Here is a 24,686-nt window from a genome sequence, read left to right as displayed (position 1 = left end):
GCGTCCGTCGGTGGACATTCGCCAGCCTGAGCGGCACGCGCGCCTTTTTTCCGTCAACTCCGTCGCCATGCGGCGAATTCCGTCATGAACAAACGAATGTCTGCGGCAGGCTGGATCCTGCTCGCGATGGCAGCCGGCATCCTGATCGGCTACCTGATCTATACGCAGCTTCCGGACAAGCAGTCGGCCGCGGAAATCGCCGGCTACATCTCGCTCGTTTCCGACGTGTTCCTGCGGCTGATCAAGATGGTGATCGGCCCGCTGGTGTTCTCGACGCTGGTCGTCGGCATTGCGCACATGGGCGATGCGTCGTCGGTCGGGCGCGTGTTCGTGAAGGCGCTCGGCTGGTTCGTCACCGCGTCGCTGATTTCGCTGCTGCTCGGCCTGCTGATGGCGAACCTGCTGCGGCCCGGCGAGAACCTCGGCCTGCCGCTGCCGGATATCGGCGCGTCCGCGCATCTGGCGACGTCCAAGTTCACGCTGAAGGATTTCGTCGGCCACATGGTGCCGAAGTCGATCGCCGAGGCGATGGCGAACAACGAGATCCTGCAAATCGTCGTGTTCTCGATGTTCTTCGGCGTCGCGCTCGCCGCACTTGGCGAGCGCGGCAAGATCCTCGTCGCCGCGATCGACCAGCTCGCGCACGTGATGCTGAAGATCACCGGCTACGTGATGAAACTCGCGCCGCTCGCGGTGATGGCCGCGATGGCGTCGACCGTCGCGGTCAACGGGTTGTCGATCCTGCTGAAGTTCGCGGTGTTCATGGGCGACTTCTACGTGAGCCTCGTGCTGCTGTGGGCCACGCTCGTCGCGGCCGGGCTGCTGTTCCTCGGCCGTCGCGTGTTCAAGCTGCTCGTGCTGATCAAGGAAGCGTTCATGCTGTCGTTCGCGACCGCGAGCTCGGAAGCCGCGTATCCGAAGATCCTCGACGCGCTCGACCGTTTCGGCGTGCGTCGCAAGATCTCGAGTTTCGTGATGCCGATGGGCTATTCGTTCAACCTCGACGGCTCGATGATGTACTGCACATTCGCGTCGCTGTTTATCGCGCAGGCGTACAACATCCACCTGTCGCTCGGCACGCAGATCACGATGCTGCTGATCCTGATGCTGACGTCGAAGGGGATGGCCGGCGTGCCGCGCGCGTCGCTCGTCGTGATCGCGGCGACGCTGCACCAGTTCGACATCCCGGAAGCCGGGCTGCTGCTGATTCTCGGCGTCGACACGTTCCTCGACATGGGCCGCTCCGCCACGAACGCGGTGGGCAATTCAATCGCGAGCGCGGTGGTCGCGAAGTGGGAAGGCGAGCTGATGTCGGAGTCCGAGGCGAACGCGCATGCCGCGCATCTCGATGCCGAACTCGAACGGCAGAACGGTGCTCCGGCCTATGGCGCCGGTCAGACCACATCGACCTGACGGTCAGGCCGCCAATGCGTCGTCGATGCACGCCGCGAGCACCATCGCGGCGGCGTTGCCGGGCGTCGAGCCGAGCAGTTGCGGCGCATAGACGCTGTCGCCGATCTCGATCGATCGCCCCGACAACGCACACACTCCGCGCTTGCGCGTCGTGAACAGGCGCCACTTCTGGTAGCCGTAATGTCCGGTGCAGGCGTCGCACCACGAAATCATCACGGTGTCGGCCGTGGGCCGTTCGAGCACGCTGATGGTCGGCTTGCTCGTCGCGTCCCACGACGGCAGCCGGTCGCGCGTGATGCTGCGCCGCCGCGGCCCGCTCCACGAGACGGATGGCATGTCGAAGCTGCCGATCGCGGCGACGGTCATGAGCCAGGGCGCTAAACGGTTGTTCATGTCAGTTTTCCTCTAAACGTTACGCGACACCGCCAAGCGCGATATCACGACAGGCGGATGCGCGGCTGCACCCAGCCGTTGATCCGTTCGGCGATCCACAGCAAGGTCGCCTTCGAGAAGCCGTGCAGCGCCTGCTGGTGCCGCCGGTAGAGCATCAGGTGGCTGAACTGCGCGAAGCGCCCCTGGATGAAGCCGCCGCGGAAGAACCCAAACTGCCCGAGCGTGCCGAACGCGTCGTAATCGCTGATCGACACCAGTGCGCCGAAATCGTGGAACGCGAACGGCGGAATCGGCGTGCCGTCGAGCCACGCGGGCAGGTGCTTCGCGAGATGCTCGGCCTGCTGCGTCGCGACCTGCGCGGTCGGCGGCAGCGGCCGTTCCTGGCCATCGAGCTGCAGGCTTGCGCAATCGCCGATCGCGAACACATGTTCGTCGCCGCTCGCCTGCAGCGTGGAGCCGACGACGATCTGGTTCGCGCGGTTCGTGTCGAGCCCGCCCAGCCCCTGCATGAAATCGGGCGCCTTCACGCCGGCCGCCCAGACCATCAGGTCCGCTTCGGCGAATGAGCCGTCGCCGTAATGGAAACCGTTCGCGTCGGCCGACGTGACACGCGTCGACGTCAGCACGCGAAAGCCGATCTGCTCGAGCCGCCGCTGGGCCGACGCGGAAATCCGCGGCGGAAACGCGTTGAGGATGCGCGGGCCGCTTTCGAGCAGCGTGAGCTGCAGCCGCTCGCGCACCGTTTCGTCACCGTACGCCTGCGCCACTTCCAGCAAGCGGCTCAGCTCCGCCGCGAGTTCCACGCCCGTCGCCCCCGCGCCGACGATCGCGACGCGAAACGGCTCGTCGCGCGCGATGCTGCGGAACACGCGCATCCGCAACGCTTCGTTGAAGACCTCGGCCTGGCGCTGGCTATCGATGAAGTAGCAGTGCTCGCGCACGCCGGGCACGCCGAAATCGTTGGCCTGGCTACCGAGCGCCAGGATCAGCACGTCGTATTCGAGTTCGCGAGCGCCGATCACGACGTCGCCGTCCTGCGAGCGGATCTCGCCGAGTTGCACGCGGCGGCGCGCGCGATCCAGCCCCTTCAGTTCGCCGGGCTGGTACGTGTAGCCGTGGTCGCGGGCATGGGCGAGGAAGATCACCTGTTGCTGCTGGACGTCGCGCGTGCCGGCCGCGATCGTATGCAGCATCGGCTTCCAGATATGCGTCGGACTGCGGTCGACGATCGTGACCTGCGCCCGCCCGGACCGGCCGAGACGCTCGCGCAGGCGGGTCGCGAGCTGCAGCCCGGCGATCCCGCCGCCGACGATGACGATACGTGTAGGGGTTGTCATGTATAAATCATCACGTGATGAATAAGGTATGATCCTAGCGCTTCCCGGCTCCGCGTGTCAACGAAGCGGGGCAGGCCGCCCGATTCCGGGTCGGGAAACCGGGGCCGGATACGGGCATTCGAATCGTTCAAGGAGCAGGAAAAACGTGGCAGAAGTCACTGAGCGCGCGCCGTTGAAGCGGCGTACGCGCGGACGGCCGCTGGCGGAGGCGTCCGTCGGTCCGGACGTGATATTGCGGGCCGCGCGCCGCACGTTCGCGAAGCGCGGCTACGACGCGACGAGCGTGCGCGAAGTCGCGCGCGAGCTGGGCATCGACGCGGCGCTGATCGCCCATCACTTCGGTGCGAAGGAAACGTTGTGGCTGGCCGTCGTCGAGCAGATCGTCGAGCTGGCCGAACCGATGTTCGACGCGCTGCACGCGTTGCGCACGTCGCCGCTGTCGCGTCGCGACCGTGTGCGGCGCGCGCTCGAGCTGTGCGTCGATCACGAATTCGCGGAGCCGGATATCGGCATGTTCTTCTCGACGGCGGCGACCGAGGAGGGCGGGCGGCTCGATCGGCTGCAGGAGCGGATCGTGCGCCCGTATCACGACGCGATGTTTCCGCTGCTGGCGGACGCGGTCGAGGCCGGCGCGATCCGTCCGGTCGATCCGAACGTGCTGTTCTTCATGATCGCGAGCGCGATCGGCACGACGGTGTCGTACAGCCACATGATGCTGGAGTACACGTCGCTGCCGACGCGGCCGGAGGCGTTCCGCGAGGCCGTGCTCGGCGTCGTGTTCAACTTCCTCGGCGACCGGGACTGAGCGCCGCGCGCGATGCGCGCGGTCACGTCGCCGCAACCAGTCCCAGTTCGCGCACCGCGTTCCGCGCGGTGTCGCGCAGCGCATCGACGAGCGGCGACGGCGTACGGTACGCGAGCGCCACTTCGTATGCGAGCGGGCTGCCCGCATCCTTCAGTTCGCAGAACGTAATGCCTCGCGGCTGCATCGGCACGAACAGGCGCGGCATCAGCGCGACGCCGATGCCGCCGGCGACGAGCCCGGCCGTCGTCTGCATCTGGCGCGGCTGCTGGACCACGCGTGGCGCGAAGCCCGCCTGCGCGCACGCCGTCACGATCAGCGCGTGCATGCCGGGTCCGTGGTGCGCGGCAAACATGACCCACGGTTCGTCCGCCAGTTCGGCCAGCGCGATGCGGCGGCGGCGCGCGAGCCGATGCCCGTCGGGCAGCGCGGCCACCATCCGGTCGCGCAGCAGCGGCTCGACATGCACGTCGCCGGCGTCGGGCACCGGCAGCACGACGAGGCCGACGTCGGTGCGGTCCTGACGCAGCGCGAGTACCTGCTCGGCGGTCGTGCCTTCCTCGAGCTGAAAATCGACGTTGGGATGCCGTTCCTGGAACGCGCGCAGGATCAGCGGCAACAGCGCATTGACCGTGCTGTCGACGAAGCGTAGCCGCAGCGTGCCGCCGAGGCCGGCGCCCGCGCGGCGCGCGACGGCCACCGCGCGCTCGGCCTGTTCGAGCGCGCGCCTCGCTTCGAGCAGGAACGCTTCGCCGGCCGGCGTGAGCCGCGCGCCGCGATTGTCGCGTTCGAACAAAGCGACGCCCAGTTCATCCTCGAGCTTGCGGATCGCCGCGCTGAGGGGCGGTTGAGCCATGTGCAGCCGTTCGGCCGCGCGGCGGAAGCTGAGCGTTTCGGCCACCGCGATGAATTGGCGGAACTGACGCAGATCGATCATGCGATACCTGTTTCGTATCAAGACGTCATTGAATTCGTATTTTACCTATCGCTGCGCGTTGCCCACACTGCAACTGTCACCAAGCGTCAACACCGAGGAAAGGAGGGCAGGTCATGACGGGCAACGAACAGCAACGCACGGCGATCGTCACGGGCGGGTCGAGCGGGATCGGTTTCGCGATCGCGAACCGGCTGGTGCAGGACGGGTATCGCGTCGCGATCGTCGGGCGCGATGCGGCGAGGCTGGAGGCGGCCGTCGAGCGTCTCGGCGGTGAGGCGATCGGGCAGGCCGGCGATCTGAGCGTCCGGCGCGACGCGGAAGCGGCGGTCGCCGCGATCGTCGCGCGATGGCCGCGTATCGACGTGCTGGTCAACAACGCGGGGCTGACCGGGCGCGTCGGCGCGGATACCGAAGCGGGGGAGGCCGAGGCCGTATGGGACGCGGTGCTCCATGCGAACCTGAAAAGCCTGTTCCTGACGACGATGGCCGTGCTGCCGCACCTGGCCGACCGTGCCGCGCGAATCGTCAACATCGGTTCGATCGCGGCGCGCGCCGGCAGCCTGTTGCCGGGCGGCCTCGCGTATGCGGCCGCGAAGGCCGGCGTCGAAGGCTTCACCGTCGCGCTGGCGCGCGAGCTCGGGCCGCGCGGCGCGACGGTCAATACGGTCGCGCCCGGCTATATCGCCGGCACGCGCTTGTTCGGCGATAGCGGCGTCGCACCGGCCGTCGCGGCGATGATCCGCGTGCAGACGCCGGCCGGCCGCGCCGGGCAGCCGGACGACGTCGCCGATGCGGTCGCGTGGCTCGCCGGGCCGCGCGCGTCGTTCGTCACCGGCGCGACGATCGCGGTGAACGGCGGCTGGCGCGTCGGATGATGCACGGCGCGCGGCCTGCGTGTCATGCGGAATCGATCGGCGGCTTGTCGCCGAGCCAGCGCCGCGCGCCGGGCCCGTTGCGGCCCGCGCGGTCTTCCGGGTTCGTCAGCTTGCAGCGTTTCAGCGACAGGCAGCCGCAGCCGATGCATTCGTCGAGGTTGATGTAGAGCCGCTGAAGCTCCTCGATCCGGCTCGCGACGCGCTGCTTCCAGCCGCGCGACAGCCGCTGCCAGTCCTTGTTGCTCGGCGCGGTGTCCTCGGGCAGGCTGACGAGCTGTTCGGCGATCTCGTCGAGCGAATAGCCGATCTTCTGCGCGAACACGATGAACGCGATCAGCCGCAGCACCGCGCGCGAATAGTGGCGATGGCTCGAGCCGTTGCGGTGCGACTTGATCAACCCGCGCATCTCGTAGAAACGAAGCGTCGACGCCGGCACGCCGCTGCGCGCGGCCACTTCGCGGATCGACATCAGCGGCCATTGCGGCGTTTCCTGGATACCCATGACACCCTCCGGGAAAGCTTGACTTGAAGTTAACTTCAACTTTTATGCTACGCGGCAGTTTAACCCGTCGCGAGGCATCATGTTCTCCTTTTCCCTACGCAGGACGCCGCCTTTCGGCGCCGCCTGCGCCCTGTTGCTGGCGTTGTCGGGTTGTCACGACGGCAAAGGCGCATCGTCGGCTTACCCCCTTCCCGAAGTCGGCGTCGCCACGATCGCGCCGCGTACCGTCCGCCTCGCGGACGAATTCAACGGGCGCGTCGAAGCGGTCGACGCGGTCGAACTGCGACCGCGCGTGAGCGGCTATCTGCAGCGTGTCGCGTACAAGGAGGGCGACGTGGTCGCGCAGGGCGCGCTGCTGTTCGAGATCGATCCGCGTCCGTACCGGATCGCGCTCGACCGTGCGAATGCGCAGCAGCAGCGCGCCCGTGCGGCGGCAAGCCTCGCGAATGTGCAGCTCAAGCGCGTGCAGACGCTGATCGATGCGCATGCGACGTCGCAGGAAGAACTCGACAATGCGCGCGCCACCGCCGAGCAGGCACGCGCGGATCTGCAGGCGGCCGATGCGGCCGTTGCCGATGCGAAGCTCAATCTCGGTTTCACCGAAGTGCGCGCGCCGATCGCGGGTCGCGTCGGCCGCGCGGTCGCGACCGTCGGCAACCTGGCGCGCGCGGACGACACGCTGCTGACGACCGTCGTGTCGCAGGATCCGGTCTACGTGTATTTCGATTGCGACGAGCAGAGCTACCTGCGCTACAACGCGCGGCGCGCCGATCCGACGCATCGCGCGATCGGCGCCGATCCGGTGCGCATCGGCCTCGCGAACGAGACGGGCTTCCCTCATGCGGGCACCGTCGATTTCCTCGACAACCGGCTCGATCCGCAGACCGGCACGATCCGCGCCCGCGTGCGGCTGCCGAACGCGGACCATACGTTTACGCCGGGGCTGTATGCGCGCGTGCAACTCGTCAGCGGCCGCGACCAGCACGCATTGCTGGTCGACGACAAGGCCGTGCTGACCGACCAGGACCGCAAGTACGTGTACGTGATCGGCCCCGGCGACAAGGCGCTGCGCCGCGACGTGACGATCGGCCGCGAACTCGACGGCGAGCGGATCGTCGAGAAGGGGTTGCAGGCGGGCGATCGCGTGGTGGTCGACGGCGTGCAGCGTATCTACTATCCGGGCGCGCAGGTGAAGCCGAAGGCGCTGCCCGCGCGCGCCGCGGCGGACCCCGGCGCCGGCACGCAGGCCGTGGCCGACGCCGGCGCGCCTGCCGCGCAATGACGGGAGCGATACGATGGATTTCTCCCGATTCTTCATCGACCGGCCGATCTTCGCGGTCGTGCTGTCGATCGTCATCTTCGCGCTCGGCCTGATCTCGATTCCGATGCTGCCGGCCGGCGAATATCCGGAAGTCGTGCCACCGAGCGTCGTCGTGCGTGCGACGTATCCGGGGGCGAACCCGAAGGAAATCGCCGAGTCGGTGGCCGAACCGCTGGAAGAGGCGATCAACGGCGTCGAAGGCATCATGTACATGAAGTCCGTTGCCGGTTCGGACGGCAGCCTGCAGGTCGTCGTGACGTTCCTGCAGGGCGTCGATCCCGACACGGCCGCGGTGCGCGTGCAGAACCGCGTGAGTCAGGCGCTGTCGCGCCTGCCCGACGAGGTGCGCCAGTACGGCGTGACCACGCAGAAGCAGTCGCCCACGCCGCTGATGTACGTGAGCCTCTATTCGCCGGACAACAGCCGCGATTCGCTGTACCTGCGCAACTACCTGACGCTGCACGTGAAGGACGAGCTGTCGCGCCTGACCGGCATCGGCGACGTCGGCGTGTACGGCTCCGGCGACTATGCAATGCGGCTGTGGCTCGACCCGAATCGACTCGCGTCGCGCGGGCTCACCGCGAGCGACGTGATCGCGGTCGTGCGCGAGCAGAACGTGCAGGTGTCGGCCGGCCAGCTCGGCGCGGAGCCGTCGCCGAAGAAGAACGACTTCCTCGTGTCGATCAACGTGCGCGGCCGGCTGCGCACGGCGCAGGAGTTCGGCGACATCGTGCTGCGCAACGGCGACGACGGCCAGGTCGTGAAGCTGTCCGACGTCGCGCGCATCGAGCTCGGCGCGGGCGACTACACGCTTCGCTCGTATTTCAACGACAAGCATTCGGCCGTCGTCGGCATCTTCCTGTCGCCGGGCGCGAACGCGCTCGACGTCGCGAAGGCTGTGTATGCGAAGCTCGACGAGCTGTCGAAGCGCTTCCCGCCCGGCGTCGCCTATCGTCCGGTGTGGGACCCGACCGTGTTCGTGCGCGAATCGATCCGCGCGGTGCAGCACACGCTGATCGAGGCCGTCGTGCTGGTCGTGCTCGTCGTGATCCTGTTCCTGCAGACCTGGCGCGCGTCGATCATTCCGCTCGTCGCGGTGCCCGTGTCGGTGGTCGGCACGTTCGCGTGGCTCTACCTGCTCGGCTATTCGATCAACACGCTGACGCTGTTCGGGCTCGTGCTCGCGATCGGGATCGTCGTCGACGATGCGATCGTGGTGGTCGAGAACGTCGAGCGCAACATCGCACAGGGTTTGAGCCCGCGCGACGCCGCGCACCAGGCGATGCGCGAGGTGTCGGGGCCGATCGTCGCGATCGCGCTCGTGCTGTGCGCGGTGTTCGTGCCGATGGCGTTCATGTCGGGCGTCACAGGTCAGTTCTACAGGCAGTTCGCGGTGACGATCGCGATCTCGACGGTGATCTCCGCGATCAACTCGCTGACGCTGTCGCCCGCGCTCGCCGCGAAGCTGCTGCGTTCGCACGGTGCGCCGAAGGATGCGTTGACGCGCGCGCTCGATCGCGCGTTCGGCTGGCTGTTCCATCCGTTCAACCGTTTCTTCGAGCGCAGCTCCGACCGCTATCACGGCGTCGTCGGTCGCACGCTGAAGCGGCGCGGCGTGGTGTTCGCGGTCTATGCGGCGCTGCTCGCGGCGACCGCGCTGCTGTTTAACGCGGTGCCCGGCGGTTTCATCCCGGTGCAGGACAAGCTGTACCTGTTCGCGGGCGCGAAGTTGCCGGAAGGCGCGTCGCTCGCGCGCACCAGCGCGGTGACCGAGCAAATGACGAAGATCGCGCTCGGCATCGACGGCGTCGAGATGGTGCCGGCCTTTGCCGGATTGAATGCGCTGCAGGGCGTGAACACGCCGAACATCACGAATTCGTACGTGATCCTGAAGCCGTTCGACCAGCGCCATCGCAGCGCCGCGCAGATCAATGCGGATCTGAACGCGCGCTTCGCGGCGATCGATGGCGGCATCACGTATGCGCTGATGCCGCCGCCGATCCAGGGCCTTGGCAACGGTTCGGGTTACTCGCTGTATCTCGAGGATCGCGGCGGGCTCGGCTACGGCGAATTGCAGAAGGCGCTCGCCGCGTTCCAGGCGGCGGTCGCGAAGACGCCGGGGATGAGCTATCCCGTCAGCTCGTACCAGGCGAACATCCCGCAGCTCGAGGTGAAGGTCGACCGGCTGAAGGCGAAGGCGCAGGGCGTCGCGCTGACCGATCTGTTCAATACGTTGCAGGTGTATCTCGGCTCGATGTACGTGAACGACTTCAACGTGTTCGGCCGCGTGTATCGCGTGATGGCGCAAGCGGATGCCGGCCACCGGCAGACGGCCGCCGACATCGCGAACCTGCGCACGCGCAACGCGAAGGGCGAGATGGTGCCGATCGGCTCGATGGTGACGGTCGGGCCCGCGTACGGTCCCGACCCGGTCGTCCGCTACAACGGCTATCCGGCCGCCGACCTGATCGGCGACGCCGATCCGAAGGCGATGTCGTCGTCGCAGGCGATCGCGAAGCTGCAGCAGATCGCGAAGGACGTACTGCCGCCCGGCATCACGCTCGAATGGACCGACCTCAGCTACCAGCAGGTCACGCAGAGCAATGCGGCGATCGTCGTGTTCCCGCTCGCGGTGATGCTGGTGTTCCTGGTGCTCGCGTCGCTGTACGAGAGCTGGACGCTTCCGCTCGCGGTGATCCTGATCGTGCCCGTCTGCATGTGCGCGGCGCTGTTCGGCGTGTGGCTGTCCGGCGGCGACAACAACGTGTTCGTGCAGGTCGGACTCGTCGTGCTGATGGGGCTGGCGTGCAAGAACGCGATCCTGATCGTCGAATTCGCGCGCGAGCTCGAGATCCAGGGCACGGGCGCGGTCGAAGCGGCGCTCGAAGCGTGCAAGCTGCGGCTGCGCCCGATCGTGATGACGTCGGTCGCATTCATCGCCGGCTCGGTGCCGCTGCTGATCGGCAGCGGTGCAGGCAGCGAGGTGCGGGCGGCCACTGGCGTCACCGTGTTCACCGGGATGCTGGGCGTCACGCTGTTCGGGCTGTTCCTGACGCCCGTGTTCTACGTGGCGATCCGCAAGCTCGCGGGCGGCACGCCGGCCGTCTGGAGCGAACAGCACGGCACTCTCGAAGGAGAAAACAGATGAGCGCCGTTTTCCGTCTTTCCGCGCTCGCGATGTCGGTGACGCTAGCCGCCTGCGCGGTGGGCCCCGATTTCAAACGGCCGGATACGGCCACCGCCGCGCGGTTCGCGCGCGACGCTCACCCGGCGACGCAGCGCGACGGGGCGCCGGCCGATACACGGCCCGATATGCCGCCCGATGCATCGGCGGCGGCCGACGCCACGTTCTGGCGCGGCTTCGGCGATCCGACGCTCACGCAGTTGATCGATACGGCGCTCGCGGCGAACCAGGACCTGCAGGTCGCCGTATCGCGCTACGACGCGTCGAACGCGCTGTTGTCGCAGGCGACGTTCGATCGCTATCCGACGATCACCGCGAGCGGTCAGATCGGCCATCAGCTGACGAGCAAGGACCAGGCGTTCGGCGCGCCGCGCAGCCAGCGCGATACGCCGATGTCGAGCGTCGGCATCAATGCCGCGTGGGAACTCGACCTGTTCGGCCGCGTGCGCCGCTCGATCGAATCGCAGCGCGCGGAAACGGCTGCCAGCGCGGCCGACGTGCGCGCGGTGCGCGTCGCGATCGCGGGCGAGGTCGCGAGCACGTATGTCGACCTGCGCGGCTCGCAGGAGCGGCTGCGGATCGCTCGCGAGAACGCCGACAACCAGAAGCAGACGCTCGCGCTGATCAATGCGCGCGTCGGCGCGGGACGCGGCTCGGATCTCGATGCGGCGCGAGCACGCGCGCAGTACGAATCGACGACGTCGCGCATCGCGGTGTACGAAGCCGCGATCGGCGTCGACGAGCATCGGCTCGCGGTGCTGACCGGGCAGACGCCGGATGCGTTGATCGGCCGGTTCGATTGGCCGAAGACGGCCGCGCCGACCGGCACGCCGGTGCCGTTGCCGGCCCTTGTCGCCGACATCGATCCCGGCACGCCGGGCGACCTGCTGCGCCGGCGTCCCGATGTCGCGGCCGCCGAGGCGCGCCTGCATGCGGCGACCGCGCGCGTCGGCATCGCGACCGCCGACCTGTTTCCGCGCTTCACGCTGTCCGGCCTGCTCGGCAGCGCGACGAGCAGCTACGGGTTCTTCCGTGCGGGCAGCGACACGAACCTGATCGCGCTCGGCATCGACTGGTCGTTCCTCGACATCGGCCGCGTGCGTGCGCGGATCGCCGCGAGCGACGCGGAGGCGGTCGGCCAGCTTGCGCAGTACCGGCAGACCGTGCTCGGCGCGCTGGAGGAAACCGAGAACGCACTGCTGCGGGTCGCCCGCACGCGTGACGAGACCGCGCACCTCGTGCGCGCGGCCGACGACAGCGCACGCGCCGCGCAGCTCGCGCAGGCGCGCTTCTCGGCCGGCGCGATCGACTACTACGAAGTGCTCGACGCGCAGCGGACGCTGCTGCAGGCGCAGGATGCGGCGGCCGACGGGCGGATGCGCAGCGCGGCGTCGACGGTCGCGCTGTACAAGGCGCTCGCGGGCGGCTGGCCGGCGGGCACGGGGCAGGGCACACAAGGCCCGCTCGCTCGGTCGGGGAGGTAGCGCGAGCAGTGCGGCGCGGCGGTCGTGGCGCCGCGTCGCGCGACGAAACGCTTGCCTTGCCGATCGGCGGGCAAGACGGATGCGATGGCAGGCGCATGAAAGGGCCGTCGTTCTCGCGGTAAAATTTAATTGCAACTGCAATTAAGCGAGAGGAACGACCTGACATGAACGCAACCGAACCCGATCTGTGGTTCTCGTTCGTCCGCGCGCACCGGACGATGATCCGCGAGATCGAGCGTCGCCTCGCGGCGGCCCGTCTGCCTGCGTATGCGTGGTACGACGCGCTGTGGGGGCTCGAAAGCGGACCCGACGGCACGCGCCGGATGCACGAACTGGCCGACGTGCTCGCGATCGAGCGCTACAACCTGACGCGGCTCGTCGACCGGCTCGAACAGGAGGGGCTCGTCACCCGCACGCGTTCGGCGGACGACGGCCGTGCGGCGTTCGCGAGCATCACCGACAAGGGGCGGACGCTGCGCAAAAAGATGTGGAAGGTGTACCAGTCGACGGTCGCCGAGCTTTTTCTCGACCAGTTCACCGGCAAGGAGCGGGCGGCGATGGTCGCCGCGCTCGATCGTGCGACCGCTGCGGCGCGCGACGCGGCAGCCGACGCGAAGTAGCGGTATCCGGCGCACCGAGCGGCCACGCGCCACGCGCCGAGCGGAGACGCTGCGCGGCCTTGCGGCGCGTGGATGCCGGGCGCTGTACGGGCGGACCGGGTCGCACTTCTGCATGTCCCTCCTTCGAGTATTGGCATGTCGCCGGCGCCGACGGTTTCGGCATAGGATTGCAATTGCAACGATTGTAGTTGCAACGATAACCCGATGACAAGGACCGACATGACCTCGACGCACTCGCTCACGTTCTATACGGCCGACACGCCGAACGGGCACAAGATCGCGATCTACCTGGAAGAGGCAGGGCTCGCCCACGATCGCGTGCAGGTGAACCTGTCCGCCGGCGAGCAGCGCAGCCCGGCGTATCTCGCGATCAATCCGAACGGCAAGATCCCGGCCATCGTCGACCACGACACGGGGCTCGCCGTATTCGAATCCGGCGCGATCCTCAGCTATCTCGCCGCGAAGACGGGGTGCCTGCAGCCCGAAACGCTGGCCGAGCGCACGGCGGTCCAGCAATGGCTGCATTTCCAGATCGGCGGGATCGGGCCGATGCTCGGCCAGCTGTGGTGGTTCCTGCGCGCATCGAAGACGGGCAATGCGGAAGCGATCGACCGCTACCGGAAGGAGGCGCTGCGTCTCTACGGGGTCGTGAACGGCCGCTTGTCGGAATCGGCGTATCTCGCGTCGTCGCGGTATTCGATCGCCGATATCGCGGCGTTTCCGTGGCTGCGCACGGCGGACGAGCTCGACCTCGACATTGCCGGTTTTCCGCACGTCGAGCGCTGGCTTGCCGATATCGCCGCGCGGCCGGCCGTACAACGCGGCCTGATCGCATGCCGCGCGTCGACGGTCGAGGCGGCGCACTGACATCGGGCGCGCCGCATGCGGCCATGATCGCAAACAAAGCGCGCGCTTCGTGTCATCCGAATGGACGAGAACGCTGCATGCGGCCGGCGTGCGGATTCGTGTGGCGGGGCGTCGTTCCGGCTGCTCGCCAGCGTGTTCATGCACGACGGCACGCCATGCATGGTCGCGCGCCGCAGGTTCGGCGCAAGCTGCTGAGCGTCGAGTAGCGGCCGCACGGCCGGGGCGGCTATCCATCGGCGCTGGCCGTACGCAGGGTATCGCGCGAACCGATGCTTAGCATCGCGGCCGGCGGCCTACCGCGGCCGCCGCCCGGTCATTACGCTGGGGCGATCATTCACTCTGTCCGGAAGGTCGCCATGTCCCGGCTCGACTACACACTGCTCGGCCCCTGTCTGCTCGCCATCGCGCTCGACGCGATGGGATTCGGGCTCGTTTATCCGATGATGTCCGCGATCTTCAGCGATCCGCACGCGGGCATCCTGCCGGCCGACGCCGGCGCGCACGTGCGCAATTTCTATCTCGGTCTCGGCTACGGAATCTACCCGCTGTGCATGTTCTTCGGCTCGTCGCTGATGGGCGAACTCTCCGACCGCTACGGACGCCGCCGGATCCTGCTGCTGTGCGTGCTCGGCCTCGCGGCCGGCTACGCGATGATGGCGGCAGGCGCGTGGCACGCGAGCATCGCGTTGCTGCTGGCGGGCCGCGGGCTCACCGGCCTGATGGCCGGCTGCCAGGGCATCGCGCAGGCGGCCATCACCGATCTCAGCACGCCTGACACGAAGGCGTACAACATGAGCATCATGTCGCTCGCGTTCAGCGCGGGCGTGATCGTCGGGCCGGTGCTCGGCGGCGTCACGTCCGATCGGACGATCTCGCCGCTGTTCGACTACGGCACGCCGTTCGTGCTGGTCGCCGCGCTGTCGCTGATCTGCGCGTGCTGGACCTGGGCGTCGTATCGCGATTCCGCCGCGCCGCGCGGCGATACGCGCATCGATCCGCTGCTGCCGCTGCGGATCATCGGGGAGGCTGCGCGCCAGCGCAACGTTGCGTTCCTGTCGGCGGTGTTCTTCTTGATGCAGGTCGGTTACGGGCTCTACCTGCAGACCATCATGCTGCTGTTGCAGGCGAAATTCGGCTATACGAGCGCGCGGCTCGGGCTGTTCAGCGGCGTGATCGGCATCTGTTTCGTGTTTGGCCTGCTGTGCGTCGTGCGGCTGATGCTGCGCGTGTGGCGCGTGATCGATATCGCGAAGACGGGCCTGCTCGTCGCCGGGCTTGGTCAGATCCTGTCCGCGCTGTTTCCGCGCGAACCGGTGCTGTGGACGCTCGCGATGGTCGTCGGCTGCTTCGACATGGTTGCGTACACGACGATGTATACGGCGTTTTCCGACGCGGTCAGCGACGATAGGCAGGGCTGGGCGCTCGGCGTCGCGGGCTCGGTGATGGCGGTCGCGTGGGTCGTGACGGGCGCGCTGACGAACCTGCTGCCCGTGCTCGGCGAGACCGGGCTGCTACTGATCGGCGGCGCGGGTTTCCTGCTCGGCTTTGCGATGATGGTCGTGTATGGCCGCACGCGGCCGGGTGCGCGAACGGCCGTGTTGTCCTAGGCGGGCTCGCACGTCCGTTAGCCTGCCCGCGGCGATGATCCGGCGGCCCCACGAACATCATCGCGCGATCTGCGCGGCGCGCCGTCGTACACGCGAGTTGGAAGAAGGCGGGCGCGGGGCGCGGCGCACGCATCGGTCCGTTGGCTGGCGGTATGCGGCAGACGAGCGCGATGGGGCGAGCATGGCCGGATGCATGGCATGACGTCGTGGTCGGAACGATGTCGTCGGAATGGCGGCCAAACGATATGTTCGACCGTAGCGCGGCTGCCGTGGCGCGTGATTCCGTGGCGCGGACAGCGCTCACGCTCGCGCGCGGTCCGGCTCCGGAACTTGATCGGTCGGAGCCGGACCGCAGCTTACCGCCACGAACCGTCGACGTAGACCCACACCGGCCCCTGCCGGCGCCAGTAGCCGGGCACCCAGCGGCGTCCGGGGCGCCGTGCGACCCAGCGGCCGGACACCCATATATAACGGCCGCGCTGCCAGCGCCAGTAGCCGTCCGTCCATATATAGCCGTGCGGCCGTGGCGGCGGCGGGCGACGGTCGTGGCGTGCCGGCGGCGGCGCGAAGCCGGGGCGATCCGCATACGGCGGGCCGCCGGGAACGCGGTTCGGGCCGGATGGCCGGTACACGGGCGGGGCAGGCTGGGCAGAGGCGGCACGCAGCCAGCCGGTGCCGACGAAGGCGGCGGTCAATCCGATGGTGCGCAGCAGCGAGCGTCGATTCATGGCGGTTCCTGTTCTGTATTCGAGGCCGCCTTACATTAGCCTGCCTGTACGCCCGCCGGGTTACGTGGACGGTCAAGGCTGTTACCGAGTGTCACGGCAGGCGCGAGCCGCCTTTCCTTTCCAGCGACTGACGGATCGCGCCGTGGACCGGCGGGCGCCCGCTGTTGACGGGTCGAGGGGCGCTTTGGAGGCGGATTGGCCAATATTTGAGATTGATTTGGGTAATAGTTACCGATTTGAGGCTGCCGAACCGAATCCGTTTGTTGTTTCTATGCAACCGTCAAGACGATGACATGTAAGAATGGTGCGATGAAAGCCTCCAAAAAGTACGCGTCAAGAAGTCAAAAACAAACGTTAAAACAAATACTTATGACACGTCCCCACTTTCATTATTTCTAGTTCTGGAAAAGCTTATTTCTTTATTTGCGGATCGCTCCCCTAGGGTACACCCCTAAACTCACGGTTCCCAAACGGGCAACTATCCGGGCGCCGCCAGCAGGACCGATGGCGCTCCCGGGCGGTTGCAGACCGTTTATGAACAAGGTCGCGAGACCTGCCTCTTTTTATAGAAGGGAGCTCCACGAATGAACAAGACTCTGATCGTTGCAGCAGCTGCAGCATCGTTCGCTACCGTCGCTCACGCGCAAAGCAGCGTCACGCTGTACGGCGTGCTGGACGCAGGCATCACCTACACGAGCAACGTCCAGCCGGCACTCGGCCAAGCTGGCAAGTCGCGTTGGGCGATGGGTTCGGGCATTGACCAGAGCCGTTTCGGCCTGCGTGGCTCGGAAGATCTGGGTGGCGGCCTGAAGGCAATCTTCACGTTGGAAAGCGGCTTCAACATCGGTAACGGCCGCTTCGCGAACGGCAACGGCGGCATGTTCAACCGCCAGGCTTTCGTCGGCCTGTCGAGCCAGTACGGCACGGTCACGCTGGGTAAGCAGTATGACGCAACGCAAGACTACCTGGCGCCGCTGACGGCAACGGGCTCGTGGGGCGGCACGTACTTCGCGCACCCGCTGAACCTCGACCGTCTGAGCACGAACGGTGACGTCGCACAGAACAACACGATCAAGTTCACGAGCGCAAACTACGCTGGCCTGCAATTCGGCGGCACGTACTCGTTCTCGAACAACACGAACTTCGGCAACAACCGTGCGTACAGCGCAGGTGCTGCATACCAGTTCCAAGGCCTGAAGCTGGCAGCTGCATACTCGCAAGCGAACCTGGGTGACGGCACGAACGCAAACGGCGCAACGTCGTCGGCGATCGGTGGCATCGCTTCCCAAGGCCGCGTCCGCACGTACGGTGCTGCTGCTGGCTACGCATTCGGCCCGGCACAAGTCGGCGCTGCATGGACGCAAGCACGTCTGGACAACAACGCAGTTGCTGCAGGCACGCTGCGCACCGACAACTACGAAGTCAACGCGAAGTACAACCTGACGCCGGCTCTCGGCCTGGGTGCTGCTTACACGTACACGAACGCGAAGATCAACAACGGCAGCACGCACTGGAACCAGTTCGGCCTGCAAGCTGACTACGCACTGTCGAAGCGCACGGACGTCTACGCACAAGCTGTGTACCAGCGTGCAGCGAAGAACGGCATCGGCGCGTCGATCTACAACGGCGACAGCTTCAACAACAACCTGCCGAGCTCGTCGATCAACCAAACCGCAGCAACGGTTGGTCTGCGTCACCGCTTCTAAGCGTGACGGGCGGGGTAACCCGCTCCGCAGCATCGAAAAGGCGCCTTCGGGCGCCTTTTTTTCGTTTGCGGAAGGCGATGACGATAATCCGGATCGTCCGAATGCGAAAAAGCGAGGCTCATGCCTCGCTTTTGTCGTTCCGTGCCCGTATGGCGCGGCGCTGACCGGCTGCTCGCTCAGCGCGTGTATTCGCCGTTGGCTTCCGGCTGGAAGACGATCGCGGCGACCTTCATCAGCTTTTCGCCGCCGCTCGGCTGCATCACCTTGACCATCTGGCCGCGCTGCGTGCCCAGCAACGCCATGCCGACGGGCGAGAACACGTTCAGGCGCCCGAGTTCGAGGTTGGCGGCGTCCGGATAAACGATCGTCCAGGTGGCCTGTTCCTGGGTTGCTTCGTCGAGCAGCGTGATTTGCGAGTTCATCGTGACGACGTTCGCCTTGATGGCGTCGGGCTGGACGATATCGGCGCGCTCGAGCAGCGTATCAAGCATCGTCTGAAAGCGCGGGTTGTGCTCGGCGTGCTTTTCGAGGCGAGCGACGTCGAGTTCGGTCAACTGGTAAAGGCGTTGTTTCATGGTGGTTCTCCAAATGATCGGCAGGGGCAGGCGTGGCGTGCCTATGAGGATCGCCCGGAGCCTGTCTAACCTGGCTCCGGGTGGAGACCGTGCGGTCAGATCAGGCGCCGGGCAGGGGCGAGCGGCACCTGGGCCGTGCGTCGAGCGAGGGGGTGCGCCGGCTGGCTGGCGCGCGCGCACACGCCGGCCGGGCCGGACTGCGAAACCGAAAGGGGCGCGAGCGCGTACATGATGGACGGAATATCGACTGGCGAATGAAACCTTACGATTCTACAACACAACCTTCCGGACATGTGATCTGGCTGTTGGCGTTTCGTCAGCGATTGTTGTGTAGATGAAGCAAGTTGGGGCGACCCTGTTCCGAAACAGTGGGCGATCTTTTCCAAAAACGCAACGCTGTATGTTCAAACTAAGGGTTTCCCCTTGGGGTGGCGCGCACTACACTGAATTCAATCGCTTCGGACAGTCCTGCCGAGGCGACGTCAAAACAGAACATATTCCGGAGGTAAATCATGAAGTCGATCATCTATGCAGCCATCGCCGCATCCGTCCTTGCCGCTCCGATCGCATCGTTCGCGCAGTCCGAGCAGGGGTTGACCCGCGCCGAGGTCAAGGCCGAACTCGTGCAACTCGAGCAGAACGGCTACAAGCCGCAGGCGAGCGATTCGCAATACCCGAGCGACATCCAGGCCGCCGAGCAGCGCGTCCGGCCGAACCAGCCGATGCTCGCGCAAGCCGACACGAGCGGCTACGGTGCCGTGGCAACGGGCGCGGCGCAAGGCGGCCGCCGCGTGACGCGGGAAGCGCCGAATCCCGTGAATTCGGTCTACTTCGGTAACTGATCGAACGTCCCCCCCGGGTCTGCCCGAGCGCACCGCTGAATTGACGAGACGCGCGCCAGGCGCGCGGGTCGTTCGCCCGCAGGAGCAGAACCTCCGTCGCCGCATGCCGGCGGCTTTCCGCCCAGACGCTGACGCGTTTGGGCCTTTTTTGCTGGGCGGATCAGGCGGACGTGACGCTCGGCGTGCCGTGGATGTAGTGCTCGAGCTGGCTGATCGTGAACTGCTGATCGGCAATCACGCTCTTCACGAGGTCGCCAATCGAGATGAGGCCGACCAGCTTGCCGCCGTCGAGCACGGGCAGGTGACGCATCCGGTGCTCGGTCATCAGCGCCATGCACTCGTCGGTGGATTGCGACGGTTCGACGTAGCGCACCTTCGCCGTCATGATTTCCTCGACGCGGGTGGCCTTCGACGAGCGGTCCTGCAGGACGATCTTGCGCGCGTAATCGCGCTCGGTGACGATGCCCGCAATGTCGTCGCCGTCCACGACCAGCAGTGCGCCGATGCCCTTTTCCGCCATCAGCTTGATGGCGTCGTAGACGAGATCGGTCTTCGCGACGGTGTAGATGGTGCGGCCCGAATCCGGCTTGGCCTTGAGAATCTGCGCGACAGTCGTGCTCATTCGCTTTCTCCGTGTGCAGGTCGATGCAGGGCAGGCGGGGCGTGCTGCGCGTCACCCGGTGAACCCAGTATAGCCGGGCGGGCGGCGGCAGTCGCGTGACGTTTCCAGATTAGCGGTAAACTCGCGTCACGCACCATCCACATAACTCCTACATTCCTGAAGTTTCGATTGAATTCATGATGTCTTCGCGTCCCCAATCGCCCACGCCGGGCAATGGCCAGGCCGACGAGTGCGTGACGCTCGTCGCCACCGCGTCGCTGCCCACGCGCTACGGTACGTTCACGTCATACGCGTTTCGCGTATCGGGCAGCGATGCCGAACACCTCGCGCTCGTGATGGGCGACGTGACGGGCGAGCAGTCCGTGCTGACCCGGCTGCATTCCGAATGCCTGACCGGCGACGTGTTCGGCTCGTACCGCTGCGATTGCGGCGAGCAACTCGATCTCGCATTGCGTTACATCGCGGCCGAAGATCGCGGCGTACTGCTGTATCTGCGCGGCCATGAAGGCCGCGGCATCGGCCTGAGCAACAAGATCCGCGCGTACGCGCTGCAGGAGCAGGGGCGCGACACCGTCGAGGCGAACCTCGATCTCGGCCTGCCAGACGACGCTCGCGAATACGACTCGGCCGCCGCGATCCTGCGCATCCTCGGCGTGACGTCGGTGCGGCTGATGAGCAACAATCCGAAGAAGTTCGATACGCTCGTGAAGCACGGCATTCCCGTTTGCGAGCGCGTGGCGCTCGCGGTGCCCGTGCGCGAGGAAAACGAACGTTATATCCGCACGAAGCAGACGAAGTTCGGGCATTACTTCGAGGAAAACGAGTAACCCGAGCAGGCGTGCCAGCGCCTGTTTCTTGTCACCCATTCTTTCGATCGTCGCTGCGACATGCGACGATCGCGATTTCTTCCTCATTCGTTCCGGTTCCGGGTTCGTGACGTCATCTGAATTGCACCCGCCGCCCATCTGCTCTGCACGCCCATGACGACCACGCCATTCAGGATCGAAACCGAACGCCTGACGCTGCGCCGCTGGCGAACCACGGATGCGGAAGCGCTATCGGCGATGCATGCGGATCCGGACGTGACCGCGTGGCTCGCGCGCGGCCCGATGTCGATCGACGAGGCGGGTGACGTCATTGCGCGCTTCGACGCGCATGTCGATGCGCACGGCTTTGGCGCGTGGGCAGTCGAGCGTCGCGCCGATGCGTTTCTGGTCGGCGTTTGCGGGCTGTCGTATGAGGCACGCGCAACGCATCCGATGGCGCCCTGCGTCGAGATCATGTGGCGACAGGCGCGCCATGCGTGGGGGCATGGCTACATGGGCGAAGCGGCCGCTGCCGCATTGGCCGACGGGTTCGACCGGATCGGGCTCGGCGAGATCTTCGCGTGGACGGCCGACGCCAACCTGCGATCGCAACAGGTGATGCAACGGCTCGACATGCTGCGCCAGCCCGCGCGCGATTTCGACCATCCCGCGTTGCCGGAAGGGCACGCGCTGCGACGGCATGTCGTTTACGTCGCCCGCTCCGGCAGCCACGCCGGCGTGTAACGGCTCCGCGCGCGTGCCCGTCAGCGCCACGTGCCGTTCTGCAACACGATCCTATAGCCGTCGGCATCCTCGAAGGTCTGGCCTGATATGTCCCAGTATGGATTGAACGACGTCACCGGCATGAAGCCGTGTGCGGTCGCGCGCTCGCAGGCGGTTTCCCATTCCGGACGATCGGGCAGATAGAACACGATCAGATCCTCGGGTGTCGGCGATGGCGCGATCGGATGGTCGGGGCAGTGCGTGAACTCGAAGTGATAGTCGAGGCCTTCGCGTCCGAGCATCACGCCGGAAAAGCCGTCGTGATCTTCGAAGCGAGCCAGTACGGACAGATCCAGTGCGTCGCGATACATGCGCTCGGTGCGGGCGAGGTTGCTGACCGGGCGGGCAATGCGCAGATGGGCGTGCAAGATGGCCTCGGCGGGAAGTGGCGGGCCGCTCAATGATAAGCCGTCCGATCGCGATTGCGCGAGGCGAGCGGGCCGCGCTTCGGGCGATACTTGGCGTATCGAACGATATCGATTCGATACGGCCAAGCGAATCGAATGGTGTCGACTCTCATCTCGCGAAAGAAAAAAGCATGACGCTTCTCGATTCCATGTGGGCACGCCGCGTCGCAGCGGCCACTCGTCGGCAAGACATTCGAATTCATGCGTTCGGCGCCGCCTGTCGCACGACATGCGGATACGCGCATGCTGGGTGGGAGGTGACGAATGGGTAAGCCCGATTTTCGTCGACCGGTTGCCGGACCTTATCGTCAGTCGCGATGGGCGGCTGGAGTTGAGGCCGCCTTCGGGTGGGTGGCAAGGGGGACGTTGGTGCTGGCCGGCTTGGCGCTGGTCGCGTTGGCGGCGCTGACGGGCGACGTCGGTGCCCTGACGGACCTGCCGACGACCCGGAAGGGCTGGCTGTACCTGCTGCTGGCGCTTGTCGTCGCGGTCGCGCTGATATTTGCGGTGCGCCACTACTGGCTGCGGCCGACTGGTATGCATCCAGCGGGCTAGCCACACGGGGAAGATGATGCGCCCCCACAAACGTTCAGGCAATAAAAAAGCCCGCTGCTTGAGCGGGCTGAATCCATGTTTGGAGACATGGAGGAGACAGACGTAAATTTAAGGGAAAACCCGGACGTTTGCAAGCCCTCGTTGTATCCGCACAACTTACCGCCGCGCAGATCGCCGCGCAGCGGCACGGCCTCATTCACATGCCGCCGGCCCGTGCATGCGCCGCAAACGCGCCAAACCGCTCTTGCGCGATGGGGAGCGCGTATTTGCTGCGCATTTCCGTCTCGATCCATGCACAGGCCTCGCGTGCGCAGTCGGTCAATGCGTGCCGCGTCGCATGCCCGTCGATGTCGTAGACGAAACGCACGCCGACCTCGTCGTCGTCGACCTGTCGCTCGAGCTGATTGAGCTGCAGTTGCGGCCCATGCTGTTGGGACAGCGCGCGCAATTCGTCGAAGTGATATTCGAGCCAGTCCGCGAAGAACAGCGCGTCGCTGTGGCTGGGCAGGCGGAAAGCTGCGCTGCGCGACGGGCGCGCTGCGATTTCGCCGGGCGCCGCACGCGGTTCCCGGGCCGAGGCGACGGGCGCGAGCGGGTGCCGCATCTGCCGGTACGGCTCGCGATCGCGCAATGCGTGCCACAGCAATTCGTCGCCCGCCGCGCCGGACGGCTGCATCGTCAGGTCGTGCCGGCCGTCGCCGGTCGCGGCGATGTCGCGGATCACGAGACGCAGCGAGCACAGCGGCTCGTCCGCAACCAGCAGGGTGGCCGGGCGCGGCAGCCCGCACACGAGCGGCGCGGCGCCGGCTGCCCGAAACACGAGCCCGCGGCGGTCGAGCCGTACGAGCGGCAACGGCCTCGGAAACGCCGGATAGGCGACCGCGATGCCGGCGCCGCTGGCGTTCGTCAACCGCGGCATCATCGCGCGAAAGACCTGGGACTGGTCCACGTTGGTTCTCCTTCGTTACGATGCCGCCCGGACGGAAACGTGCGTTCCGGCTCAGGCGGCGATAGCTTGCCGGGCAGTCTGCCCCGGCTCGATTCCTAGTGCCGCAAACGTTTGCGAGTCGATGTCGATCCAGCACGCGACCACCAGACGTCCGTCGACCTGCTTCGGCGGGCCTGCGCGGTGCGCGTGTATGCCGATCCGGCGGAACAGCCGCTCCATGCTCGCGAACGTCACGCCGATCAACTGCCGCGCACCGAGCTGCGCCGCGCATTCGACGACGGCCGCGAGCATCGGGCGCACGGCCCATTCGGCATTGCCGGGCCCGCCTTCGTCGTCGGTCGCCGCGAATCGGGACAGTTCCCACACGGCGGCCGATTCCGGCAGCGGCATGTCCCCGGCGACCAGGTCGGCGAACAGCGACTTCAGCAGATACGGGCGCGTCGTCGGCAGCAGGCGCGCGCAGCCGCACATGTCGCCGTCGGCGTTGCGCGCGAACACGTAGACGGTATCGTCGCGATCGAACTGGTCGCGCTCGAAACTTTCGTTCGCCGACGGGAGCGCCCAACCGAGCTGTTCGACGAACACGCGGCGCCGATAGCGCCCTAGATCCGCCGCGAGTTCGTGTGATAACCGCCCTTCCTCGTGAACGAAGGTCTGCATGGATGTCCTCGGATCTGTGCTTTTGTATGCATGCATTACAGCGCGCGGCACGAGGAGCCTGTAACTGGTAACTCTTACAGGGTGATGGCGTAAAGACGCCATTTGCGCGGTGGTAACGGTTTCTTGATCGACGGGATTGAAAACCGGGCCGCTTTTGCTTATAAAGAGCGCCAGTCTTGCAAAATTGTCAGAGGAATGCGCAGCCGGTTGTCACTGGAGCGTGGGCCCGGCATGATAGGCGTCGTCGTGCCCGAGGAGGGCCGACGCGACCGCGGCGGGCCAGTCGATGGCGGCGAGCCGCGCGGCGAGCGCGGCGGCCGTGCGGAACATGCCGATGTCGGCGCCCTTGGCGTCGACGGCCATCACGTTGCTGCGGACGTCGCCGCCCGCGATCACGAACGTGCCCGTCGCACGTTCGAGGTACCAGTCCCAGCCGACCGTCACGTAGGCGACGCCGGCACCGGCCGCGCGATGCCATTCGGTATAGCCGGCGAGGCGGGCGTCGATCGCGTTGTCGTGCAGTTCGGCCAGCAGCGAGGGGTCGAGGCCGCTCGCGACATGGTCGAGCACAAGCGCGGCCAGTGCGCTTTCTGACAGGCGTACGTAGCCGTCCGGGGACGGGCCGGGGACTGGGTGCAGCAAGGGTGAAGTCATGCGCGGAATGTATCAGCCTCGAACGGGTGCTGGAACCTGACAAGTATGACAGCGTGA

At 66.6% G+C, this 24,686-nt stretch carries 25 protein-coding genes and 1 pseudogene; 15 read left to right on the top strand and 11 right to left on the bottom strand.

Annotation, left to right across the window (positions count from 1 at the left end; all coding sequences use genetic code 11):
- Positions 1 to 84: 84 nt before the first annotated feature.
- Positions 85 to 1,413 carry a dicarboxylate/amino acid:cation symporter gene (locus CFB81_RS24010; protein WP_069619300.1) on the top strand — a complete coding sequence of 443 codons (1,329 nt, stop codon included), beginning with the start codon at positions 85 to 87 and terminating at the stop codon, positions 1,411 to 1,413.
- 3 nt (positions 1,414 to 1,416) lie between these two features.
- Here the strand turns inward: CFB81_RS24010 and CFB81_RS24005 are convergent, their stop codons facing one another.
- Both CFB81_RS24005 and CFB81_RS24000 read right to left on the bottom strand, forming a co-directional pair.
- Positions 1,417 to 1,806, bottom strand: coding sequence for a DUF3331 domain-containing protein (locus tag CFB81_RS24005; RefSeq protein ID WP_069619299.1), 390 nt, complete (start codon positions 1,804 to 1,806; stop codon positions 1,417 to 1,419).
- 44 nt (positions 1,807 to 1,850) lie between these two features.
- The gene (locus tag CFB81_RS24000) at positions 1,851 to 3,143 is read right to left on the bottom strand and encodes an NAD(P)/FAD-dependent oxidoreductase (protein WP_089436760.1); all 1,293 of its coding nucleotides are present in this window, start codon (positions 3,141 to 3,143) and stop codon (positions 1,851 to 1,853) included.
- A 145-nt stretch (positions 3,144 to 3,288) separates the two neighbouring features.
- On the opposite strand from CFB81_RS24000, the gene CFB81_RS23995 reads away from it, so the two are divergent.
- Positions 3,289 to 3,948, top strand: a complete 660-nt coding sequence (locus CFB81_RS23995) for a TetR/AcrR family transcriptional regulator (RefSeq protein WP_089436759.1) — start codon at positions 3,289 to 3,291, stop codon at positions 3,946 to 3,948.
- A 22-nt stretch (positions 3,949 to 3,970) separates the two neighbouring features.
- Here CFB81_RS23995 and CFB81_RS23990 read toward each other — a convergent pair whose 3' ends face one another.
- Positions 3,971 to 4,882, bottom strand: coding sequence for a LysR family transcriptional regulator (locus CFB81_RS23990; RefSeq protein ID WP_089436758.1), 912 nt, complete (start codon positions 4,880 to 4,882; stop codon positions 3,971 to 3,973).
- A gap of 113 nt (positions 4,883 to 4,995) precedes the next feature.
- Here CFB81_RS23990 and CFB81_RS23985 point away from each other — a divergent pair, with 113 nt between their 5' ends.
- Complete coding sequence (locus CFB81_RS23985) at positions 4,996 to 5,757, top strand: SDR family NAD(P)-dependent oxidoreductase (RefSeq protein ID WP_089436757.1); 762 nt, start codon at positions 4,996 to 4,998, stop codon at positions 5,755 to 5,757.
- Positions 5,758 to 5,779: 22 nt separating this feature from the next.
- Here the strand turns inward: CFB81_RS23985 and soxR are convergent, their stop codons facing one another.
- Positions 5,780 to 6,259 (bottom strand): redox-sensitive transcriptional activator SoxR, encoded by a 480-nt coding sequence (soxR, locus tag CFB81_RS23980; RefSeq protein WP_069619294.1) that lies wholly within the window; start codon positions 6,257 to 6,259, stop codon positions 5,780 to 5,782.
- Positions 6,260 to 6,338: 79 nt separating this feature from the next.
- Between soxR and CFB81_RS23975 the strand changes: the two genes are divergently transcribed.
- From CFB81_RS23975 to CFB81_RS36915, 7 genes and pseudogenes are all read left to right on the top strand, one after another.
- Positions 6,339 to 7,541, top strand: coding sequence for an efflux RND transporter periplasmic adaptor subunit (locus CFB81_RS23975; protein WP_089436756.1), 1,203 nt, complete (start codon positions 6,339 to 6,341; stop codon positions 7,539 to 7,541).
- A gap of 13 nt (positions 7,542 to 7,554) precedes the next feature.
- Entirely contained in the window at positions 7,555 to 10,728 is a 3,174-nt protein-coding gene (locus CFB81_RS23970) for an efflux RND transporter permease subunit (RefSeq protein ID WP_089436755.1), read from the top strand.
- Positions 10,725 to 12,248 carry an efflux transporter outer membrane subunit gene (locus CFB81_RS23965; RefSeq protein WP_089436754.1) on the top strand — a complete coding sequence of 508 codons (1,524 nt, stop codon included), beginning with the start codon at positions 10,725 to 10,727 and terminating at the stop codon, positions 12,246 to 12,248. Before CFB81_RS23970 ends, CFB81_RS23965 begins: the two co-directional genes overlap by 4 nt.
- A 164-nt stretch (positions 12,249 to 12,412) precedes the next feature.
- The gene (locus CFB81_RS23960) at positions 12,413 to 12,868 is read left to right on the top strand and encodes a MarR family winged helix-turn-helix transcriptional regulator (RefSeq protein ID WP_089436753.1); all 456 of its coding nucleotides are present in this window, start codon (positions 12,413 to 12,415) and stop codon (positions 12,866 to 12,868) included.
- A gap of 219 nt (positions 12,869 to 13,087) precedes the next feature.
- Positions 13,088 to 13,735: a glutathione S-transferase family protein gene (locus tag CFB81_RS23955; protein WP_089436752.1), complete on the top strand. Its 648-nt coding sequence runs from the start codon at positions 13,088 to 13,090 to the stop codon at positions 13,733 to 13,735.
- Positions 13,736 to 14,091: 356 nt separating this feature from the next.
- Positions 14,092 to 15,342, top strand: a complete 1,251-nt coding sequence (locus tag CFB81_RS23950) for an MFS transporter (protein WP_089436751.1) — start codon at positions 14,092 to 14,094, stop codon at positions 15,340 to 15,342.
- 31 nt (positions 15,343 to 15,373) lie between these two features.
- Positions 15,374 to 15,457: pseudogene (locus tag CFB81_RS36915) on the top strand (transcriptional regulator); the annotation flags it as partial.
- Positions 15,458 to 15,698: 241 nt separating this feature from the next.
- On the opposite strand, the gene CFB81_RS23945 reads toward CFB81_RS36915, so the two are convergent.
- Entirely contained in the window at positions 15,699 to 16,070 is a 372-nt protein-coding gene (locus CFB81_RS23945) for a YXWGXW repeat-containing protein (protein ID WP_089436750.1), read from the bottom strand.
- A 584-nt stretch (positions 16,071 to 16,654) separates the two neighbouring features.
- On the opposite strand from CFB81_RS23945, the gene CFB81_RS23940 reads away from it, so the two are divergent.
- Entirely contained in the window at positions 16,655 to 17,776 is a 1,122-nt protein-coding gene (locus CFB81_RS23940) for a porin (RefSeq protein ID WP_069619286.1), read from the top strand.
- A gap of 176 nt (positions 17,777 to 17,952) precedes the next feature.
- Here CFB81_RS23940 and CFB81_RS23935 read toward each other — a convergent pair whose 3' ends face one another.
- A complete protein-coding gene (locus CFB81_RS23935; RefSeq protein WP_089436749.1) occupies positions 17,953 to 18,351 on the bottom strand; it encodes a GreA/GreB family elongation factor in 399 nt (132 codons plus the stop codon).
- Positions 18,352 to 18,863: 512 nt separating this feature from the next.
- Between CFB81_RS23935 and CFB81_RS23930 the strand changes: the two genes are divergently transcribed.
- Positions 18,864 to 19,193: a DUF4148 domain-containing protein gene (locus CFB81_RS23930; RefSeq protein WP_089436748.1), complete on the top strand. Its 330-nt coding sequence runs from the start codon at positions 18,864 to 18,866 to the stop codon at positions 19,191 to 19,193.
- Positions 19,194 to 19,353: 160 nt separating this feature from the next.
- Here the strand turns inward: CFB81_RS23930 and CFB81_RS23925 are convergent, their stop codons facing one another.
- Complete coding sequence (locus tag CFB81_RS23925) at positions 19,354 to 19,815, bottom strand: CBS domain-containing protein (RefSeq protein WP_089436747.1); 462 nt, start codon at positions 19,813 to 19,815, stop codon at positions 19,354 to 19,356.
- A 176-nt stretch (positions 19,816 to 19,991) separates the two neighbouring features.
- Here CFB81_RS23925 and ribA point away from each other — a divergent pair, with 176 nt between their 5' ends.
- Together ribA and CFB81_RS23915 are read left to right on the top strand one after the other, a co-directional pair.
- Positions 19,992 to 20,642, top strand: coding sequence for a GTP cyclohydrolase II (gene ribA / locus CFB81_RS23920; RefSeq protein WP_006480964.1), 651 nt, complete (start codon positions 19,992 to 19,994; stop codon positions 20,640 to 20,642).
- Positions 20,643 to 20,795: 153 nt separating this feature from the next.
- The gene (locus tag CFB81_RS23915; RefSeq protein ID WP_089436746.1) at positions 20,796 to 21,365 is read left to right on the top strand and encodes a GNAT family N-acetyltransferase; all 570 of its coding nucleotides are present in this window, start codon (positions 20,796 to 20,798) and stop codon (positions 21,363 to 21,365) included.
- 20 nt (positions 21,366 to 21,385) lie between these two features.
- Here CFB81_RS23915 and CFB81_RS23910 read toward each other — a convergent pair whose 3' ends face one another.
- Entirely contained in the window at positions 21,386 to 21,772 is a 387-nt protein-coding gene (locus tag CFB81_RS23910) for a VOC family protein (RefSeq protein ID WP_089436745.1), read from the bottom strand.
- Positions 21,773 to 22,075: 303 nt separating this feature from the next.
- On the opposite strand from CFB81_RS23910, the gene CFB81_RS23900 reads away from it, so the two are divergent.
- Positions 22,076 to 22,366 (top strand): hypothetical protein, encoded by a 291-nt coding sequence (locus CFB81_RS23900; RefSeq protein WP_089436743.1) that lies wholly within the window; start codon positions 22,076 to 22,078, stop codon positions 22,364 to 22,366.
- Between the two features lie 196 nt (positions 22,367 to 22,562).
- Here the strand turns inward: CFB81_RS23900 and CFB81_RS23895 are convergent, their stop codons facing one another.
- From CFB81_RS23895 to CFB81_RS23885, 3 genes are all read right to left on the bottom strand, one after another.
- The gene (locus CFB81_RS23895) at positions 22,563 to 23,315 is read right to left on the bottom strand and encodes a hypothetical protein (RefSeq protein ID WP_179236054.1); all 753 of its coding nucleotides are present in this window, start codon (positions 23,313 to 23,315) and stop codon (positions 22,563 to 22,565) included.
- Between the two features lie 51 nt (positions 23,316 to 23,366).
- Complete coding sequence (locus tag CFB81_RS23890) at positions 23,367 to 23,975, bottom strand: acyl-homoserine-lactone synthase (RefSeq protein WP_089436741.1); 609 nt, start codon at positions 23,973 to 23,975, stop codon at positions 23,367 to 23,369.
- Positions 23,976 to 24,185: 210 nt separating this feature from the next.
- Positions 24,186 to 24,629: a DUF4902 domain-containing protein gene (locus tag CFB81_RS23885; protein ID WP_069619277.1), complete on the bottom strand. Its 444-nt coding sequence runs from the start codon at positions 24,627 to 24,629 to the stop codon at positions 24,186 to 24,188.
- Between the last annotated feature and the right edge of the window lie 57 nt (positions 24,630 to 24,686).

This window comes from Burkholderia sp. AU28863, from assembly GCF_002223195.1.
Taxonomy (GTDB): domain Bacteria; phylum Pseudomonadota; class Gammaproteobacteria; order Burkholderiales; family Burkholderiaceae; genus Burkholderia; species Burkholderia sola.
Note: the sequence above shows the minus strand (reverse complement) of the source record. Positions and strands in the feature narration are given on the sequence as shown.

Coding starts and splice junctions, on each gene's coding strand:
- CFB81_RS24005 (WP_069619299.1), bottom strand. CDS start 1,806: ATGAACAACCGTTTAGCGCCCTGGCTCATGACCGTCGCCGCGATCGGC.
- CFB81_RS23890 (WP_089436741.1), bottom strand. CDS start 23,975: ATGCAGACCTTCGTTCACGAGGAAGGGCGGTTATCACACGAACTCGCG.
- CFB81_RS23950 (WP_089436751.1), top strand. CDS start 14,092: ATGTCCCGGCTCGACTACACACTGCTCGGCCCCTGTCTGCTCGCCATC.
- CFB81_RS24000 (WP_089436760.1), bottom strand. CDS start 3,143: ATGACAACCCCTACACGTATCGTCATCGTCGGCGGCGGGATCGCCGGG.
- CFB81_RS23900 (WP_089436743.1), top strand. CDS start 22,076: ATGGGTAAGCCCGATTTTCGTCGACCGGTTGCCGGACCTTATCGTCAG.
- CFB81_RS23885 (WP_069619277.1), bottom strand. CDS start 24,629: ATGACTTCACCCTTGCTGCACCCAGTCCCCGGCCCGTCCCCGGACGGC.
- soxR (WP_069619294.1), bottom strand. CDS start 6,259: ATGGGTATCCAGGAAACGCCGCAATGGCCGCTGATGTCGATCCGCGAA.
- ribA (WP_006480964.1), top strand. CDS start 19,992: ATGATGTCTTCGCGTCCCCAATCGCCCACGCCGGGCAATGGCCAGGCC.
- CFB81_RS23990 (WP_089436758.1), bottom strand. CDS start 4,882: ATGATCGATCTGCGTCAGTTCCGCCAATTCATCGCGGTGGCCGAAACG.
- CFB81_RS23970 (WP_089436755.1), top strand. CDS start 7,555: ATGGATTTCTCCCGATTCTTCATCGACCGGCCGATCTTCGCGGTCGTG.
- CFB81_RS23940 (WP_069619286.1), top strand. CDS start 16,655: ATGAACAAGACTCTGATCGTTGCAGCAGCTGCAGCATCGTTCGCTACC.
- CFB81_RS23975 (WP_089436756.1), top strand. CDS start 6,339: ATGTTCTCCTTTTCCCTACGCAGGACGCCGCCTTTCGGCGCCGCCTGC.
- CFB81_RS23965 (WP_089436754.1), top strand. CDS start 10,725: ATGAGCGCCGTTTTCCGTCTTTCCGCGCTCGCGATGTCGGTGACGCTA.
- CFB81_RS23915 (WP_089436746.1), top strand. CDS start 20,796: ATGACGACCACGCCATTCAGGATCGAAACCGAACGCCTGACGCTGCGC.
- CFB81_RS24010 (WP_069619300.1), top strand. CDS start 85: ATGAACAAACGAATGTCTGCGGCAGGCTGGATCCTGCTCGCGATGGCA.
- CFB81_RS23925 (WP_089436747.1), bottom strand. CDS start 19,815: ATGAGCACGACTGTCGCGCAGATTCTCAAGGCCAAGCCGGATTCGGGC.
- CFB81_RS23930 (WP_089436748.1), top strand. CDS start 18,864: ATGAAGTCGATCATCTATGCAGCCATCGCCGCATCCGTCCTTGCCGCT.
- CFB81_RS23935 (WP_089436749.1), bottom strand. CDS start 18,351: ATGAAACAACGCCTTTACCAGTTGACCGAACTCGACGTCGCTCGCCTC.
- CFB81_RS23945 (WP_089436750.1), bottom strand. CDS start 16,070: ATGAATCGACGCTCGCTGCTGCGCACCATCGGATTGACCGCCGCCTTC.
- CFB81_RS23955 (WP_089436752.1), top strand. CDS start 13,088: ATGACCTCGACGCACTCGCTCACGTTCTATACGGCCGACACGCCGAAC.
- CFB81_RS23985 (WP_089436757.1), top strand. CDS start 4,996: ATGACGGGCAACGAACAGCAACGCACGGCGATCGTCACGGGCGGGTCG.
- CFB81_RS23960 (WP_089436753.1), top strand. CDS start 12,413: ATGAACGCAACCGAACCCGATCTGTGGTTCTCGTTCGTCCGCGCGCAC.